An 18,304-nucleotide genomic window follows, 5' to 3' on the forward strand; every position below is an offset into this window, starting at 1 on the left:
TCAGGCGGTGTCGGTCGCCGCGGTGGCGGTGGTGGCGGCCGCGAGGGAGCGGGGGCGGAGGTCGGTCCAGTTCGACTCGACGTACTCCAGGGCCGCGTCGCGGGTGGTCTCCGCGAGGACGGTCGTCCAGCCTCCGGGGACCTCGGCGAAGGACGGCCAGAGGGAGTGCTGGCCCTCGTCGTTCACCAGGACCAGGAAGCAGCCGTCGGGGTCGTCGAAGGGGTTGGTGCTCATGTCCGGGTCCTCCATGTGGGCGACTGGGATGATGTGCTGAGCTCGGGTCAGGAACGCAGGTCGGCCGTCCCCGGGCCAGGTCACTTAGGTTAGGCTAACCTGGGTTTCGAGCCTAACGTTCTCCCTCCTCCCTCACAAGGAGCCCGGGCATGACCGATCCCGTTCCCGGCCCCCCGGCCGGTCCCGACCACCCCTTCGCCGCGTTCGGGCTGCCAGGCCAGCCCGGCGGCGAGGAGTTCTGGGGCGCGCCGGGCCCCACCTCCGTACCGGCCCCCGGCGGCGGGTGGAGCACCCTGTTCCGGCGGCGCGGCGGCCCGGCGGAGGTCGAGTTCGAGAGCTGGTCCGCCCCGGTCCCGATGGTCCGCTGGCGCGACACGGACTGCTGGTACGCCGAGGTGCGGATGCCCGCGCGGCTCCGGGTGACCTACCGGTTCCGCGCGGGCGGCGAGTGGTACGCCGATCCGCTCAACCCGGTCGGGGCCGGCGGCGAGCGGTCGATCGCCGCGACCCCGGACGCCCCGCCGCAGCCGCACTGGCCGGCCGTCGGTGCCGACGACGTGCTGCCGCTGCCGGCCACCCGGATCCGCTGGGCGAGCGATCGGCTCGGCGGGCGGCGCACCGCCCGGGTCCACCCGGTGGCCGGGGGCGGACCGGTGGTCCTGCTGCTCGACGGGGACGACTGGCTGTACCTGCACCCGGCCGTGACCGCCTTCGACGCGGCGGCGGCCGCCGGTGAACTGCCCCCGGTCACCCTGGTCTTCCTGCCGGCCGCGGACCGGCTCGCCGAGTACACCTGCCGGCCGGAGCTGTGGCAGGCGGTGCGGGACGAACTGCTCCCCCGGGTGGCCGACTGCGGGGTCCCCGCGGACCCGGAACGGCTGGTGGTCGCCGGACAGAGTCTCGGCGGGCTGAGCGCGGTGTACGCGGCGCTGGAGTTCCCGGGTCTGGTGTCCCGGGTCGCCTGCCAGTCGGGGTCGTTCTGGTGGACGCCCCAGGCCCCGGGCCCGGCCGACCCGGCGGCCGACCTGCCGGCCGACCCGCTGGGCGGGCCGGTCGGCGGCGCCGTCGCCGCCCGCCTGCGGGAGCGCCCCGCCCCGGCCGGGCTGCGGATCGCCTTCGACCTGGGCGAGCACGAGACCCGGATGCGCCCGCACTGCGAACTCGTCGAGGACCTGCTCCGGCGGGCCGGTGCGACCGTGCGGGTGTCGCGCTCGGCCTCCGAGCACGACCGGGCGGGCTGGCGGCAGGCCCTGCTCAGGGATGTCGCCTGGGCCCTGGACTGACCGACCCACGGACGGACGTGCCGGGAGCGGCGGGCCCGGCCCGCCGCTCCCGGCACGTCAGCACGAAAGCACGTCAGCACGAAAGCACGTCACCGCGTCAGCACGTCACCGCGTCACCGCGTCACCGCGTCACCGCGAGGCAGTACGCCGGATCGGTGTCCAGCAGCACCCGGTGGGTGCCCTCCGCCTTCACCACGCCGCCGTCCAGGACGAGCACCCGGTCGGCGGCGTCCAGCAGGGCCGGACTGCTGGTGATCACCACGGTGGTCCGGCCCCGCCGCAGCGCCGCCAGCCGGCGGGCGACGAGCTGCTCGGTGACGGCGTCCACCGCCGTCGTCGGGTCCCGCAGCACGAGCACCTCGGTGTCGGCGGCCAGCGCCCGGGCCAGGGACAGCCGTTGGCGCTGGCCCCCGGAGAGGTTGGAGCCGCGGTCGCGGACCTCGTAGTCGAGCCCCTGCCGGTGCAGGGCCACCACGTCGGTCAGCATCGACGCCTCGACCGCCTCGGGCACCGTCGTGCTCGTCCCGGACGGGTCGATGTTCGAACGGAGCGTGCCCGCGAAGATCTCCCCGTCGTAGGGATTGACCAGGAGGTGCGCGCGGAGCGACTCGACCGACAGCTGCGCGAACGGCCGGCCGCCGACCCGCACCTCCCCCTCGTAGGACTCCGGCGGGACGGCCAGGGCCAGCACCGCCGCCAGGTCGGCCGCCGCTCGCGGCTGGTAAGCCGTGATCGCGGTGAACTCGCCGGCCGGGACGTGGAACTTCACCCCCTGCAGGGCGCCGTACCGGACGCAGTCGATCTCCAGGCCGCCGTCCGGCTCCGGACGCTCCTCCCCCGGCACCGTCACCGGCTCGGCCGACAGCACCAGGGCCATCCGCTCCGCCGAGGCCCGCGCCATCATCACGTACTTCGGCATGTCGGAGAACAGCCGCAACGGCTCCATGACGAACTGCGCCAGGCCGACCGCCATCACCAGCTCCCCGATGTCGATCTGCCCGTCGAAGGCCAGCCAGCCGGCCGTCAGGGTCACCGAGACCGCGAGGACGGCGTTCAGGCCCAGGGCGGTGCCCGCGTAGACGCCGTTCACCCGGGCCACCGTGACCGCCTGCTCCTTCGCCTCCGTGCTGACCCTCCGGTACGACCGGAACGCCGCGTGGTTGCCGCCGAAGCCGTGCAGCGGGCGGAGGCCGGTGATCAGGTCGGCGACCTTCGCCCCCGCCCGTGCCACCCGGGCCTGCTGCTCCTTGGTACTGCTGCCGATGCGCCGGGACATCACGCTCAGCACCGAGAGGATGGCGACGGTGCCCACCACGACCAGCAGCCCGAGCCACAGGTTCGCCGTGCCCAGGGCGACCGCCGCGATCAGCACCGCGACCATGGAGCTGAGCAGCATCGGCACCACCTCGACGATGTCGGCCGTCTGGTCCGCGTCCTCGGTCGCGATGGTGAGCACCTCGCCGGACTTGAGGCCGGTGTCCCGGGCCACCGGCTGGAGGCCGCACTCGGCCACCCGCACCCGCCAGCGGTGCGCCTCGGTCGTGTTGGCCTTCTGCAGGACGCGCATGCCGAAGCGCCACGACAGGGACACCGTGGTGATGATCACCGCCAGCGCCCCGACCGCCAGGGCGAGCGACCCCGGGGAGCGGTCGCGCAGGGTGTGCTCGACGATCAGGCCGAGCGCGATCGGGAACGCCGTCTCACCGGCCTGGTAGAGGCCCATGAGGACGGTGCCGACGACCATGGCACGGGTGTTGCGGCGGACCGCCGTCCGGAGGATCGCGGATCCGGGACGGCGGGACCGCCGGTTGTCAGGAGTTTTCATCGATGTGGCGCGCAATCGCTTCCGGGGTTCGCAGGGTGAAGAGATCACGGATGGTGATCACAGGGCCGAACTCCCGGCGCAGGAGTCCGGCCAGACGTACGGCCAGCATGGAGTGTCCCCCGAGGGAGAGGAAGTCACCCACCGCGCTGACCTCCTCGTCGTCGAGGTCGAGGGTCTCCGCGAAGTAGCCGCAGACCGTGCTCTCGGTCCCGGTCCGCGGGCCGCGCTCGCCCGCCGTGGTCAGCGCCCCCAGCGGCCGGGGTTCGGGCAGGGCCCTGGTGTCGGCCTTGCCGTTCACGGTGAGCGGGATCCGGTCCACCCGGGCGTAGTGCGTCGGCCGCAGGAAGTCCGGCAGTGCGGCACCCACCTCGGCGGCGACCGTCGCCAGGTCGGAGCCGTCCAACAGCACCAGGTAGGCGGCGAGCCGATGGGCGCCGTCGACGTTCGGGTCCGGCTGGGCGACGGCGGCGGCGAACCGGACCGCCGGGTGCGCCGCGAAGGCGGCCTCCACCTCGCCCGGCTCCACCCGGTGGCCGCGGATCTTGACCTGCTGGTCGGTGCGGCCGAGGTAGCTCAGGTTGCCGTCGGGCCGCCGCAGGACGAGGTCGCCGGTGCGGTACATCCGCTTGCCGGGCGCGCCGAACGGACAGGCGACGAAGCGGTGCGCGGTCTGGCCCGGCAGACCCAGGTAACCCCGGGCGATGCCGACGCCCGCGACGTGGAGCTCCCCGGGCACGCCGTCGGGCACCGGGCGCAGCCACGGGTCGAGCACGTACACGTCGGTGTTGTCGATGGCCACGCCCACCACCGGGTCCTGGCAGTCGAAGGTGCCGACGCCCAGGGTGTTGATGGTGTATTCGGTGGGGCCGTAGAGGTTGTAGCCGACCGTGCCCGGGGTCTCGGCGAGCCGCCGCCACAGGGTCGGGGTGACGGCCTCGCCGCCGAGCAGGACGAGCGCCGGGCGGCGCTCCGGATGGTCGAGCAGGCCCTCGGCCAGCAGTTGCTGCGCATAGGTCGGGGTCACGTTCACCACGTCGATCGCGTGCTGGTGGCAGTACTCGACCAGGGCGGGCGCGTCGCGGCGGAGCTCCTCGTCGCAGATGTGCACCTCGTGGCCGTCGGCGAGCCACAGCAGCTCCTCCCACGACATGTCGAAGGCGAACGACACGGTGTGGGCGATCCGGAAGGTCCGGTGGCCGTGCTCGGCCAGGACCGGGGCGAAGATCCGGCGCTGGTGGTTGATCAGCATGTTGGTGAGGCCCGCGTACTCGGTCACCACGCCCTTGGGCTTCCCGGTCGAGCCCGAGGTGTGGATGGTGTAGGCGGGGTGGCGCAGGCGCCGCGGGTCGTCCGGTGCGAAGGTCGTGAACGGCGCGGCGGGCGGCAGCGGGCGGTCCAGTTCGACCAGGTCGGCGCGCCCGCCGGCCAGCCTCGGTGCCACCGCGCTCACGGTGAGGACCACGTCGGGGCGGACGTCCGAGAGGATCGCGGCGATCCGCTCGTCCGGGTGGTCCAGCTCCAGCGGTACGTACGCGGCCCCGGTGCGCAGCACCGCGAACAGGGCGGTGATCGAGTCCAGGGAGCGCGGGAGCGCCAGCCCGACCGTGCGGCCGGGGCCGATCCCGCGCCCGGCCAGGACGCCGGCCAGGGCGCGGCTGCGGTCCCTGAGCTCGCCGAAGGTCGTGCTCGCGCCGTGCGAGACGAGGGCGGTCCGCTCCGGGGCGCGGTCCGCCGCGAGGTCGAAGCGGTCGACCACGGTGTCCGTGCCGATGTCGGTGCGCACGCCGGGCACGGGGACCGGTCCGAGGCCCGGCAGGGCGCCCACCGGCCCGGTCGCGTCGGCGAGGTCGGCGAGCACCCGCAGGTAGTCGTCGAGGAGGCGGTCCGCCGCGGCGCTGTCGCCGTGGCGGTGCTCCAGCTTCACGGTGAGCCGGTCGCCGGGGGTGACGACCCAGGTGAACGGGTAGTGGGTGGAGTCGTCGGCCTTGACCTCGGTGATGCCGTGGCGGGTGTTCATCTCGGTGAAGGCGTCCGGGTCCAGGAAGTTCTGGAGCACGAAGAGGTTGTCGAACAGGGTGTCGTGGCCGCCGGCGCGCTGGATCTCGCCGAGCCCGAGGTGCTCGTGCTCCATCGCCTCGACCCTGGCCCGCTGGACGGCGGACAGGTACGCCCCGACGGTGTCGCCGGGCCGGGCGCGGGTCCACATCGGCACGGTGTTGAGCAGCACGCCGACGACCTCGGACAGGCCCTCGCCCTCCCGGCCGGAGACGGTGACGCCGAACACCGCGTCGGCGCGGCCGGTGCGGGCGCCGAGGAGCAGCCCGAAGGCCGCGGTGAGGACGGTGTTCAGGGTGACGCCGTGGGCCTTGGCCGCCGTCCGCAGGAGGTCCGAGCGCTCGGCGGAGAGGGTGCGCAGCAGCACGGGCGGCAGACCGTCGGTGAGGGCGGGTGCCGGTCCGGCGAGCAGGGTGGGACCGGGGAGGCCGGCGAGGTGCTCCGCCCAGAAGCGTTCGGCGCCGGCCCGGTCGCGGGCGGCGAGCGCCCGGGCGCAGTCCTCGAAGGCGGGCACGGCGGGTCGGGTGTCGGGCCGCTGCCCGGCGAGCACGGCCTCGTAGGCGGCGAACAGGTCGCGCAGCACGATCTCGCGCGACCAGCCGTCCCACAGCAGCAGGTGGTAGCTGAGGAGCAGTCCGTCGCGTCCGCCGGGCAGCCGGACCACGGTGAGCCGGAGCAGCGGCGGTTCGGCCGGGTCGAAGCCGGTGCCGCGGTCCCGGGCCCGGAGGTCGTCCACCTCCGCCTCGGTGGTCAGCTCGACGGTGCGGACGCCGACCCGACCGCCGGTGCCGAGCAGCTGGACCGGGTTGCCGTCCTCGTCGGTGGTGAAGCCCGCGCCGACGACGGGGTGGCGGGCGGTCACCGCGGCCACGGCCTCGGTGAGGGCGTCGGGGTCGAGGCGCCGATCGAAGCGGAACCAGCTCTGCGCGACGTAGTGTCCGGCCGGGCCGGCCAGCTGGGCCTGGAAGTACAGTCCCCGCTGGAGCGGGGTGACCGGTGCCGTGCGCCCGGCCGTGCGGGCGGCTTCGGCGACGGCCGTCAGGGCCCGCAGCCAGTGGCCGGTGATCGCGTCGGGGATCTCCTCGGCGAGGGTGAAGGCGGCGTGCAGGGCGCCGGTGCCGGCGTCGGTCCAGGCGTTGACCTCCACCGCGTAGGGGCTGTCGCCCTCGTCGCCGGTGACGGGCAGGGCCTCGGACTCGTCGCCCCGGCCGAGGTAGTTGAAGAGCACCTGCGGTCGGGCGGTCAGCAGCGGTGCGGTCTGCGGGTTGAGGTACCGCAGCCGGCCGTAGCCGAGGTGCCCGGCCTCGTCGGGCTGCCGTTCGGTCAGCTCGCGGGCGGCGGCGACGGGGTCGGTGTGCGGGCCGAGCCGGACCGGGGCGACGGCGGTGAACCAGCCGACGGTGCGGGAGTAGTCGTGGTGCTCCAGCAACGGGACCCGGCCGTGCCGCTCGAGGTCGACCGCGAGGTCGGTGGGCTCGGGCTGGACGGCGGTCAGCGCGGTCCGCAGGGCGCCGCAGAGCAGTTCGGTGAGGCCGAGGCCGAGGGCGGCGGGCGCGGTGCGGGTGACCGGGTCGCCGAGGTCGGGCGGGAGCACCACGGTGCGCTCGCGCCGTCGGCCGGGGGGTGCGGGCAGCAGCGGGGGTGCCTGGAGGGTGTCGGCCCAGCGGCCGAGGTCGCCGGTGTCGGCGGCGGCCCGCAGGGTCAGCGCCGCGGCGTACTCGGCGTAGGAGGTGGTGGCCGGGGCGAGGGCCTCCCCGCGCAGGGCGGCGGCGAGGTCGTCCAGCAGGATCAGCCAGGACACCGCGTCGACCGCGAGGTGGTGGACGGTGACCACCACCGTCCCGGTCGGGGCGAGCCGGGTGAACACGACGACCTCCCCCGCCTCGGGGTCGAGCCGGTCGGCGGCCGCGTCGGCCGCGGCCGCGGGGTCGTCGGTGTCGGCGGTGACGACGGTGGCCGGGCGGGCCGGACCGGTGCGCAGGGTCCACACGCCGTGCCCGGTGTCGAGCCGCAGTCGCAGCACGGGGTGGGCGGCCAGGACCTCGGTCGCGGCGCGTTCGAGGTCGGCGAGGGTGGTGCCGCCGGGCGGCCGCAGGGCCCGGGCCTGGGCGAAGCGGGCGAGGGGGCCGCCGAGTTCGCGCCGGCGCAGCACGATCGGCGTGGGCGGCACCGGCCCGGCCCCGTCGGAGGCGGCCACGAGGACGGCGGAGGGGGCCGGGACGGGGGCGGACGCGGGCGCGGAGGCGCCCGGGAGCCCGGCGAGCGCCCGCGGCGTCCGGTGCAGGAACACGTCCCGGGGCGCGATCCGCAGGCCCAGCGCGCGGGCCCGGTTGATCACGGTGATCGCGACGATGCTGTCGCCGCCGGCCCGGAAGAAGTCGGTGTCCGCGTCCGCGCCGGGGAGCTTCAGGACCTCGGCGAAGATGCCGACGAGCGAGGGCAGCACGGAGCCGCCGGGCACCACGACGGCTTCCGCCCCGGTCTCCGCGACGGCCTCAGGGGCGTCGTCCCGCGCCGCCCGGGCGACGAGGGCCGCCCGGTCCAGCTTGCCGTTGACGGTCAGCGGCAGGGCGTCGACCGTCAGGAACCGGCCCGGCACCATGTGTGCGGGCAGCCTGGCCGCGAGTCGCGCGGCCGGGTCGGCGGGTGCCCGGCCGACGAGGTGCGCGACCAGGTGGTCCCCGCTGTCCGCGACGGTGACGGCGGCGTCGACCACCCCGTCGAGGTCGCGGAGCGCCGCCTCCACCTCGCCGGGTTCGATCCGGAACCCCTTCAGCTGGACCTGGTCGTCGGCGCGGCCGACGAACTCCAGCTCGCCGTCGAGCCTTCGGCGGGCCAGGTCGCCGGTGTGGTACATCCGGGAGCCGTCGCCGGTGAACGGGTCCGCCACGAACCGGCCCGCGGTGAGGCCGGGCCGTCCCAGGTAGCCCAGGGAGACCTGGTCGCCCGCCACGTAGACGGCGCCGGTCCGGCCCGGCGGCACCGGCCGCAGCCGCTCGTCCAGCAGATGGGTGACCAGGCCCGGGATCGGGCCGCCGATCGGGCTGACCGGACCGTCGGGGCCGAAGTCCTCGTCGGTCAGCACCCGGTGGGTGACATGGACGGTGGTCTCGGTGATGCCGTACATGTTGACCAGCTCGGGCGAGGCGGTGCCGTGCCGCCCGACCCAGCCGCGCAGCCGCCCGAGGTCCACCGCCTCGCCGCCGAGGACGACCAGGCGCAGGGCGGGCAGGGGCGCGCCGGAGTGCCGGTCGGCCTCGACGAACCGGTGGAAGGCGGAGGGGGTCTGGTTGAGCACGGTCACCCCGCGCTCGCGGACCAGCCGGTGGAAGTCCACCGGGGAGCGGGTCAGCGCGTAGTCGGGCACCAGCAGTTCGGCGCCGTGCAGCAGCGCGCCCCACAGCTCCCAGACCGCGAAGTCGAAGGAGTAGGAGTGGAACTGCACCCAGACGTCGTCCGGCCCGAAGCCCATGGCCGGCCGGGTGTTGGCGAGCAGCGCCACCACGGCGGAGTGCGGGACCACGACACCCTTGGGGCGGCCGGTGGAGCCGGAGGTGTGGATGACGTACGCGGGGTCGTGCGGGCCGGGCAGGGGGGCGGGGCTCCCGTCGCCCTGCGGCAGCTCCTCGCCCCGCACCAGGACCGCGGCCGGGACGCCGGCACGCTCCAGCAGGGCGGTGAAGCGCTCCCGCTGCTCCGGGTCGACGAGGACGACCTGCGGGGCGGCGTCGGCGAGCACGTACGCCAGTCGCTCGTCCGGGTAGGCGGTGTCCAGCGGTACGTAGGCGCCACCCGCGCCGACGATCGCGACCAGCGCGACCACCTGTTCCACCGAGCGCGGCAGGGCGACCGCCGCCGACCGGCCCGGCCGGACCCCGGCCGCGCGCAGCCCGGCCGCCAACTCGTCCTTGGCCCGGGCCAGTTCGCCGTAGGTCAGCGAGCGGGTGGCGCCGTCGAGCGCGCACTGGGTGACGGCGGTGGCGCCCGGGTCCCGACGGGCCGCGGCGTCGAACAGCTCGCCGAGGGTGACCGGGGGGACCGGTGCCGGGCGCGGCTCCCCGGTCGGCACCAGCGCGCCCACCGGGGCGTCCGGGCGGGTGAGCAGGCCGGTGAGGGTGCGGGTGAACCGGTCCAGGATGTCCCGGGCGCCGGCCTCCCCCAGCAGCTCCCGGTCGTGGATGAGGGTGAAGCGCGTGCGCCCGTCGGGCGAGCGCTCGACCACCAGCGTCAGCGGGTAGTGCGGCGCGCCTTCGTTGGCCACGCCGGTGAGGACCAGGGTGTCGCCGGGCCGGCGCAGGGCGGCGGTGTCGGTCGCCACGTCGAACACCACCAGGGTGTCGAACAGGGAGCCGTGGCCGGCCAGCCGGGAGGTCCTGGCCAGCGAGACGTGCTGGTGCGGAAGGACGGCGCCCTGGTGTTCGCGCACCGAGGCGAGCAGTTCGCCGGCGGTGGTGCCGGCGTTCCACCGGGCCCGCACGGGGACGGTGTTGATGAACAGGCCGACCATCTCCGCGATGCCCGGCAGCTCGGCGTCGCGGCCGGAGACGGTGGAACCGAGGACCACGTCCGCGGAGTGCAGGATCCCGCCCAGGGTCAGCGCCCAGGCGCTGTGCACGGCCGCGCTCGGCGTCGCGCCGGCGGACCGGGCGGCCGCGTCGAGGTCGTCCGCCGCCACCGAGGTGTCGGCGAACCGGCCGGAGGAGGTGTGCCCCTCGGCGACCAGCGAGGGGCCGGGCAGGTCGGCGAGTTCGGCGCGCCACACCCGGTCGCTCTCCGCGGTGTCGAGTGCGGCGAGCCGGGCGACCCAGTCGGTGAAGCCGCCGACCGGGTAGGCCGCCCCCGGGGCGTGGTACTCGGCGAGCAGCGCGCGGAGCATCGGCGGCACGGACCAGCCGTCGGCCAGGATGTGGTGCACGGTCTGCACCAGGACGTGCCGGCCGGGCTCCCGGTCCCGGAACAGCGTGTACCGCATCAGCGGGCCCGCGGCCAGGTCGAAGCCGGCCCTGCGGTCCCGCTCGGCGAGGGAGCGCAGTTCCTCGTCGGTGATGCCGGGCCGGTCGAGCGTGGTGAACGGGACCGCCGCCCCGCTCTCCAGGACGGAGACCACCCGCCCGTCGGCGAGGGCGGTGAAGCGCGCGGCCAGGTTCGGGTACAGGGTGAGCAGCCGGGTGGCCGCGGCCGCGAGCCGGTCGGCGTCGAGCTCCCCCTCCAGGGTGAGCAGCTGCTGTTCGACGTAGCTGCCCGCGGAGTCGTCGTCGAAGACCGAGTGGAAGTACAGCCCTTCCTGCAGCGGGGTCAGGGGCAGGACGTCGTCCAGGGCGGGGCCGTCCAGGGCGTCGACGTCGGCCTGGGTCAGCCGCACCAGCGGGAAGTCGCTCGGCGAGTGGCCGCCCCGGTCGAGGGCGGCGATCCCGGCGAGGGCGGTCCGGAAACGGCCGCCCAGCGCCTCCACGTCCTCGTCGGTGAACATCCCCTCGGGCCAGGAGACGGTGGTGACCAGCCGGTACCCGCCGGACTCGGCCGGTTCGGCGATCGCGTTGAACTCCAGGGCGCGGGGCAGCCGCATGCCCGGGTCGCGCCGCTCCCCGAGCTGGCCGGTCGGCCCCGCGAGCTGCCAGTCGCCGGCGGCGCCCGCCTCGAAGCGGCCGAGGTAGTTGAACAGGACCTGCGGTGCGGGGGCGGCGAAGGCGGCACCGTGCAGGTGGCGCAGCGCGCCGTAGGAGAGGCCGTTGCGCGGGACGCGGGCGAGGTCCTCCTTGACCGCCTTGAGGGCCGCGGCGAGGTACTCGGGCGCGGTGAAGTCCTCGGCGGGGCCGGGGTCCACGGTCACCGGGAACAGTGTGGTGAACCAGCCGACGGTCCGGGAGAGGTCCGGCTCGGTCCCGGCGGCGCCCGCCAGGTGGCGGGCCTCGCGCCCGTGGCCCTCCAGCTCGATGTGCGCGAAGGTCTGTCGCCCGCCCCGGTCGCGGCGCCAGCCGGCGAGGGCGACGGCGAGCGCGGTCAGCAGGACGTCGTTGACGCCGGCGTGGAACCGCGCCGGGACCTCGCCCAGCAGCGGGCCGGTGAGCCCGGGACCGACCGTGAAGGTCCGCCGGCGTTCCCGCGCGACCGTGTCGTCCGCGGCGAGCGGCCGCCGGCCCAGTGGCGCGTCCGGCCCGGGCAGGGGGCGTTCGTAGTGGGCGCGGTCGGCGTCGAAGTCCGCGCCCTCCAGCAGTTGCGTCCAGCGACGGAACGAGGTGCCGACTGCGGGCAGGTCGACCGGCTCGCCCGCGGTGTACCGGCGCCAGGCGGTGGCGAGGTCCTCCCGCAGGACGTGCCAGGACACGCCGTCGATCACCACGTGGTGGACGACGAGGACGAGTTGGCGGGCCTCCCGGCGCCAGACGGCCCGCAGCATCACGCCGCGGTCCGGGTCCAGCCGCGCGGCGGCGAGGGCCGCGCACGCGTCCGGCGGCAGGTCGCTCTCCTCCCAGCCGACCGCCGTCGCACCGGCTGTCGCGGCCGCCCCCGCTGCGACCCCCGCTGCCGCCTCCGGTGCCGTCTCCGGGACCTCGAAGCCCCAGGGCCCGCCCCGGACGAGCCGGGCGCGCAGCATGTCGTGCCGGGCCACGACGGCGGTGAGCACGGCGTCCAGGGCGGCGGCGGTCAGTCCGGCCGGCGTGGTCAGCACGACCGACTGGACGAAGCCGTCGACTGCGTCGGTGGTCCCGCCGAGCCACCGCAGGACGGGCGATCCGGTGACGGCGCCGGTGGCGACGTCCTGGTGGTCCGCCGGGGTCGTCTCCTCGCGGCTCGCCACCGCCGCGAGGGCGCCCAGCACGCTGTTGGCGAAGAGCTGACGCGCGGTGACGTGCAGGCCCGCCCGGCGCAGCGCGGTCAGCAGCGAGATCGCCAGGATGCTGTCCCCGCCGAGCCGGAAGAAGTCCTGGTCGACGCCGACGTGCTCCAGCCGCAGCACCTCCGCCGCGGCCGCGCACACGGCGCGTTCGTCGTCGGTGACGGGCCGGGCCGCGGAGGCCGGTCCGAGGTCGGGCTCGGGCAGGGCGCGCCGGTCCAGCTTGCCGTTGGGGGTGAGGGGGAACTCCGGCAGCACGACGACGTGGGCGGGCACCATGTACTCCACCAGGTGCCCGGTGGCCCACTGCCGGACCTCCTCGGCCCGCAGGCCTTCCCGGCCGGCGGCCGGGATCACGTACCCGACCAGGTAGGTGCCGCCCGCGCTGTTCTTCTTCGCGACGACGCAGGTGTGCCGCACCCCGGGGTGTTCGGCGAGGCCGGCCTCGACGTCCTCCAGTTCGAGCCGCATGCCGCGGACCTTGACCTGGTTGTCGGCGCGGCCGAGGAAGTCCAGCGAGCCGTCCGGGGCGAACCGCGCGAGGTCGCCGGTCCGGTAGAGCCGTGACCCGTCGTCCGCGAAGGGGTTGGCGACGAACCGGGCGGCGGTGAGCCCGGGCGCGCCGACGTAGCCGCGGCCCAGCAGGAAGCCGCCCACGTAGAGTTCGCCGCCGACGCCGACCGGGACCGGGCGCAGCTCGTCGTCCAGGACGTACAGCTGGGTGTTGGGGTTGGCGCGGCCGATGGAGGTCGACAGGCGTTCCGCCTCGCCCCGGTAGACGACGTGGGAGACGCCGATCGTGGTCTCGGCCGGACCGTAGCCGTGGTACATCGGGATCCCGAGCCGGGTGCGGAACCGCTCGTACAGCTCGGGGGTGAGCACCTCGCCGCCGCACCAGACGTGGCGCAGGCTGTCGAGGCGCGCGGTGTCGCCGGCGATCTCCAGGAGGACGTCCAGCATCGACGACACCAGGTAGGTGAAGGTGACGCGCTGCTCGGCGATCACCTCCAGCATGTGGTGCGGGTCGCGCTCGCCGCCCGGCTTCAGGACCACCAGCCGGGCGCCGCACACCAGGGGCAGGAAGATCTCGTTGACGGAGATGTCGAAGGAGAGCGGCGCCTTGAAGAGGGAGGCGTCGTCGTGGCCGAAGCCCAGGATCTCGTGGACCTGCCACAGCAGGCGCTCGCTGATCGCCTCGTGACGGATCATCGCGCCCTTGGGCCGTCCGGTCGAGCCGGAGGTGAAGATCACATAGGCGAGCGAGTCGCCGCGGACGGTGACCCCCGGGTCCTGGACGGGGTGGTCGCCGTAGCGCCAGTCGTCGAGGTCCACCGCGAGGGCGTCCGGTTCGGCGGGGTCCGGCCGGCCCGCGCGGTCCAGCTGGACGGCGATCCGGGCGTCGGCGATCACCACGGCGCGGCGCTCGGCGGGCCAGCGCGGGTCGAGGGGGACGAACGCGCACCCGGCCCGGAGCACGGCCAGCAGGCCGATCACCATCTCGGCGGAGCGGTCGAGCGAGATGCCGACGGTCTGCTCGGCGGTCAGTCCGCGGGCGAGCAGGTGGTGGGCGAGCTGGGCAGAGAGTTCGGACGCCTGACGGTAGGTCAGCGACCGGTGCTCGTCGACGAGGGCGACGGCGTCCGGCCCGAGCCGGGCCTGTTCGAGGAAGAGTTCCACCACGGTCGGCCGGACCCGGTCGGCCGCCGTGTCGTTCCACGCGGTCAGGGCCGCGAGCCGCTCGGCCGCGCCGGACGGGCCGATGGTGCCGACGGGCCGGTCGGGGAAGTCCGCCAGGTCGTCGAGCGCGCGCTGCGCCTCGTGCGCCGGGACGCCTTCGGGCACGGTGATCCGGATGCCGTCCGGGGCGGCCTCGCCGACGCTCCAGCCGGGGGGCGGGCCGCCGCCGTCGGCGACCCAGCCGAGGACGTCCGCGAACCGGGTGCCGGGGGCCAGGTCGAGACCCTCGGGGCTCCGGCCGGTCGCCCAGTAGGACAGGCCGACGGCCACCGCCTCGGCCATGGTCCGGTCGGACCAGTCGCCCGAACGCCGGCGCAGGCCGGCCAGACGGGCGGGAGAGAACAGTACGGGACGAGCACTCGGTTCCGTCATCAACGACTCACCCTCCCCGGAAACTTAGGTCAGCCTAACCTAACCGAGCCTCATCCGGCTGTCTCCCCTCCAGGCCAGCCAGAGATCCGCGTAACGGCCGCCCAGGGCCACCAGTTCCTCGTGGGTGCCCTGCTCCACGACCCGCCCCGCGTCCAGCACGGCGATCCGGTCGGCCGCCATCGCCTGGGTCAGCCGGTGGGCCACGAACAGCGTGGTCCGCCCCGCGCAGGCGGCCCGGACCGCCCGCTCCAGCTCGGCCGCGCCCTCGCTGCCGGCCTCCGCGGTCGACTCGTCGAGCACCACCACCGGCGCCCGGCCCAGCACCAGCCGGGCCAGCGCCACCTGCGCGACCTTGGTGCCGTCCAGCCGCTCGCCGCCCTCCCCCACCGGTGTGGCCGGCCCCTCCGGCAGGGCCTCGACCCACTCGGCGGCACCCACCGTGCGCAGCGCCTCGGCCAGTTCGGCGTCGGTGGCCGTCGGCGCCGCCAGCCGCAGGTCCTCGGCCAGCGGGCCGGAGAACACGTGGGTCTCCTGGGTGAGCACGCTCACCAGCGCCCGCGCCGCGACCTCGTCCAGGTCGGCGAGATCGCTCGACCCGATCCGCACCGATCCGGCCTGCGGGGTCTCGATCCCGGCGACCAGGGCGGCCAGCGTCGACTTGCCCGCGCCCGTCGCCCCCACCAGTGCCAGCGAACCCCCCGCCGGAACGGTCAGACTGACGTCCCGCAGGACCGGTTCCTCCGCGCCGGGATAGCGGAAGGTCAGCCCCTCCACCGTCACCGGGCACGCAACCACACCCCGGGGGGCCGCCTCCGGGTGGCCCACCAGCCGCTCCGCCTCGGACTCGGTCAGCACCCCGACCAGCCGGGTCAGGCTCGCGCCCGACTTCTGCGCCTCGTCGAAGGTGAACATGATGGCGCCCAGCGGCGTGAACAGACGGTGGAACACCAGCGGGGCCGCCGACACGTCGCCCAGGCCGGCCGACCCCGTCTCCAGCAGGACGTAGCCCACCAGGAGGATCAGGACCAGTCCGATGAACTCGGCCCGGTTCTCCCGGCCGACGAACCGGCCGAACAGCCGGAACACCTCGATCCCGTGGTCCCGCACCCGCCGCGAGTCGGTGGCGACCTTCTCCCGGAACGCCTCCTCCAGCCGGTACGCCCGCACCGTGCCGATGCCGTTCAGCCCGCTGATCAGCGCCTGCGCGCGGTCGGCCTGGGCGGCCCGCTGCTTGCGGTAGAGCGGGGCGGACCGGGGCAGGTACCAGCGCAGCGCCAGCCCGTAGGCGGGCAGCGCGCAGGCACCCGCCAGGCCGAGCCGCCAGTCCAGCCCGAACATGCCGATCGTGGCCACGGCGACCAGCACACCCGCCGAGAACACGGTGGGGATGGCCGCCCGGATGCCCCTGGACAGGACGGCGACGTCGTCGCCCACCCGGGAGAGGACGTCACCCCGGCCCACCTGCTCCACCCGGCCGACCGGCATGCCCAGCACCGCCCGGACGGCACCCTCCCGCAGGTGGGCGAGCAGTTCCGCGCCGAGCCGCCCGATCAGGTAGGTGGAGGCCGCGGTGGCCGCCGCGCCGAGCAGCGCGGAGACCACCATCAGGACCCCGGTGCCCAGCAGGGCCGAGCGCGGCTCGCCCCCGACCACCCCGTCGACCACCCGGCCGAGCAGGAGCACCGGGAGCATCTGGAGCGCCGCGCCGGCCACCGTGCTGAGCACGGTGGCCGCCGTCAGCCACGGGGTCTCGCGGCAGCGGGAGAGGACCCACCGGGCCGCCTCCCGGCCGCTCGTGGTGCGCAGGACGGTGGCGGCGGCCGGAGCGACGCGCTCCTCCGTGGTGGTCACACCCGGGTCCTTCCTCCGGACGGGGGACCGGCCGGCCCGGGGCGGATCACCCCTGGCCGACCGACTTGACGAGCTCGTCGATGGCGTACGGCAGGGAGAGCAGGGTGGCCTGGGACATCGCGGCGCCGACCGCGGGGCCCTCACTGTCCAGCAGGTAGGACACCTTGCCGGCCTTGGTCACCTTGAGGTTGGCGAAGAGGTCGAACTTCTTCAGCGCGTCGGTGTCGGCCTTGTCGTTGATGACGAAGACCCGGTCGACGTCGATCAGGTCCATCCGCTCCGGGGAGAGCTGGGTGGAGAAGTCCTTGCCCGCGATCCTGTCGATCTCGGTCTGGCCCTTGAAGCCCATGCCGGACAGCAGCTGGCCCCGCACGTCGGTGGTGGTGAAGGGGGTCACCGAGTCCTTGTACCACGACAGCGAGACGGCGGTCTGGTTGGCGAACTCCGGGTGCGCCGTCTTGACCGCGGCGAGCTTGTCCTGGATGCCCTGGACCAGCTTCTTGCCCTCGTCGGCCCGGCCGAGCGCGTTGGCGATGTGCAGGGCGTTGTCCTGCCACGGAGCGCTGAACGGCTCCTTCTCGGCCTTGGTGCGGCCGACCGTCGGGGCGATCTTCGAGAGCTTGTCGTAGGCGGCCTGGTCGATCTCGGAGTAGACCGCGACGATCAGGTCGGGCCGCAGGGCGGCGATCTTCTCGAAGTTGGGGCCGGCGTCGCCGTTGTTGAGGACGACCTCGGGCTTGGCGTCGCCCCACTGGGCCTTCACCCACGGCCACTGGGTGTTGATGTCGGGGCTCTGGCCCGCCGGGTTCGGGTACTGGTCGACCATGCCGACCGGCTTGATGCCGAAGGCCAGCACGGCCTGGTCGTCCGTGTAGCCGACGGTGACGACCCGCTTGGGGGCCTTGTCGACCTTCGTGGATCCGAACGCGTGCTCCACCGTCACCGGGAACGAACCGGCCGAAGTGCCGTTGGCAGCGCTGTCGTTGGTGGACTTGCCGGTCGCGTCGGACCCGCACCCCGCGAGCAGGCCCACACCGAGCGCCGCGGCGGCCACCGTCGCCGCCAGCCGCTGCCGGCGCCCGGTACGCGTCGAACGCGGCGTTCTGTCGAGGAGCATGCGAAATCCCTTGCTGTCGTACCGTCAGCCGAAGTCCCCTCGGCGGGGAGGCAAACGCTATCCCTGGTTTGTGAGGTAAGCCTAGCCTAAGTCGTGCTTTCTACGTCCCGTTTCATCCCGCTCCGGACGTGCGTCCGGCCGATCGGCACGATGAGCGGCCGGTCCCCCACCGGATCGTCGATCACCTCGGCCCGCAGGCCGAACGCCTCGTGCAGCAGCTCGGGAGTCACCACGTCGCGCGGGTGACCCTGCGCCAGCACCGCGCCCGCCTTCATGACGATCAGGTTGTCGCTGTACCGGGCGGCCAGATTGAGGTCGTGCAGCACCATCACCACGGTGCACCCCGACTCGTGCAGGTCGTCCACCAGGTCGAGCACGTCGATCGCGTGCGCCAGGTCCAGATAGGTGGTGGGTTCGTCGAGCAGCAGCAGATCGGTGCCCTGGGCGAGGGTCATCGAGATCCAGACCCGCTGCCGCTGGCCCCCGGAGAGCGAATCGACCGGGCGGTGGGCCAGGTCGGCCACCCCGGTCATGGCCAGGGCGCCCTCCACCACCGAGGCGTCGTCGGAGGACCACTGCCGCAGCCAGCTCTGGTGCGGGTGCCGCCCCCGGGCGACCAGGTCCGCCACCGTCAGGCCCTCCGGGGCGACCGGCGACTGCGGCAGCAGGCCGAGCTTCTTCGCCACGTCCCTGGTCCTCAGCGTGGCGATGTCCTCGCCGTCCAGCACCACCGCTCCCCGGCTCGGCCTGAGCAGCCGTGACAGGGTGCGCAGCAGGGTGGACTTGCCGCAGCCGTTCGGGCCGATGATGGTGGTCACCACCCCGGTGGGGATCGCAACGTCCAGCGAGTCGATCACGGTCCGTTCGCCGTACCCGACGCTGACGCCCCGGGCCGCGAGCCGCGGGACCTTCGCGGCGCCGGTCGCGGGCCCGGTCCCGGGCCCGGCTTCGGTCGTTCTTCCGGGGTGGCTCCCGGTGATGGAGTCGGCGACCAT

Annotated in this window: 7 protein-coding genes; 1 reads left to right on the forward strand and 6 read right to left on the reverse strand. The window is 74.8% G+C overall.

Annotated elements, in window-relative coordinates:
• Complete coding sequence (locus tag BLU95_RS02565) at positions 1-234, reverse strand: MbtH family protein (protein WP_093864587.1); 234 nt, start codon at positions 232-234, stop codon at positions 1-3.
• A gap of 149 nt (positions 235-383) precedes the next feature.
• Here BLU95_RS02565 and BLU95_RS02570 point away from each other — a divergent pair, with 149 nt between their 5' ends.
• On the forward strand, positions 384-1,517 hold the full coding sequence (locus BLU95_RS02570) for an alpha/beta hydrolase-fold protein (RefSeq protein WP_093858476.1): 1,134 nt from the start codon (positions 384-386) through the stop codon (positions 1,515-1,517).
• A gap of 121 nt (positions 1,518-1,638) precedes the next feature.
• Here BLU95_RS02570 and BLU95_RS02575 read toward each other — a convergent pair whose 3' ends face one another.
• The 5 genes from BLU95_RS02575 to BLU95_RS02595 form a co-directional block, all read right to left on the reverse strand.
• The gene (locus tag BLU95_RS02575; RefSeq protein ID WP_093858477.1) at positions 1,639-3,342 is read right to left on the reverse strand and encodes an ABC transporter ATP-binding protein; all 1,704 of its coding nucleotides are present in this window, start codon (positions 3,340-3,342) and stop codon (positions 1,639-1,641) included.
• Entirely contained in the window at positions 3,329-14,341 is an 11,013-nt protein-coding gene (locus BLU95_RS02580; protein WP_093858478.1) for a non-ribosomal peptide synthetase, read from the reverse strand. Before BLU95_RS02580 ends, BLU95_RS02575 begins: the two co-directional genes overlap by 14 nt.
• Before the next feature lie 39 nt (positions 14,342-14,380).
• Positions 14,381-16,192 (reverse strand): ABC transporter ATP-binding protein, encoded by a 1,812-nt coding sequence (locus BLU95_RS02585; RefSeq protein ID WP_093858479.1) that lies wholly within the window; start codon positions 16,190-16,192, stop codon positions 14,381-14,383.
• A 46-nt stretch (positions 16,193-16,238) separates the two neighbouring features.
• On the reverse strand, positions 16,239-17,309 hold the full coding sequence (locus tag BLU95_RS02590) for an iron-siderophore ABC transporter substrate-binding protein (protein ID WP_093858480.1): 1,071 nt from the start codon (positions 17,307-17,309) through the stop codon (positions 16,239-16,241).
• 86 nt (positions 17,310-17,395) lie between these two features.
• Positions 17,396-18,304 (reverse strand): ABC transporter ATP-binding protein, encoded by a 909-nt coding sequence (locus tag BLU95_RS02595; RefSeq protein ID WP_093858481.1) that lies wholly within the window; start codon positions 18,302-18,304, stop codon positions 17,396-17,398.

The sequence above is a fragment of the Streptomyces sp. TLI_053 genome (assembly GCF_900105395.1).
In the GTDB taxonomy this organism is placed as follows: domain Bacteria; phylum Actinomycetota; class Actinomycetes; order Streptomycetales; family Streptomycetaceae; genus Kitasatospora.

Bases quoted from the DNA above. Each gene is read 5' to 3' on its own strand.
- BLU95_RS02565 (WP_093864587.1), bottom strand. From the start codon at position 234: ATGAGCACCAACCCCTTCGACGACCCCGACGGCTGCTTCCTGGTCCTG.
- BLU95_RS02570 (WP_093858476.1), top strand. From the start codon at position 384: ATGACCGATCCCGTTCCCGGCCCCCCGGCCGGTCCCGACCACCCCTTC.
- BLU95_RS02575 (WP_093858477.1), bottom strand. From the start codon at position 3,342: ATGAAAACTCCTGACAACCGGCGGTCCCGCCGTCCCGGATCCGCGATC.
- BLU95_RS02580 (WP_093858478.1), bottom strand. From the start codon at position 14,341: ATGACGGAACCGAGTGCTCGTCCCGTACTGTTCTCTCCCGCCCGTCTG.
- BLU95_RS02590 (WP_093858480.1), bottom strand. From the start codon at position 17,309: ATGCTCCTCGACAGAACGCCGCGTTCGACGCGTACCGGGCGCCGGCAG.
- BLU95_RS02595 (WP_093858481.1), bottom strand. From the start codon at position 18,304: ATGGTCGCCGACTCCATCACCGGGAGCCACCCCGGAAGAACGACCGAA.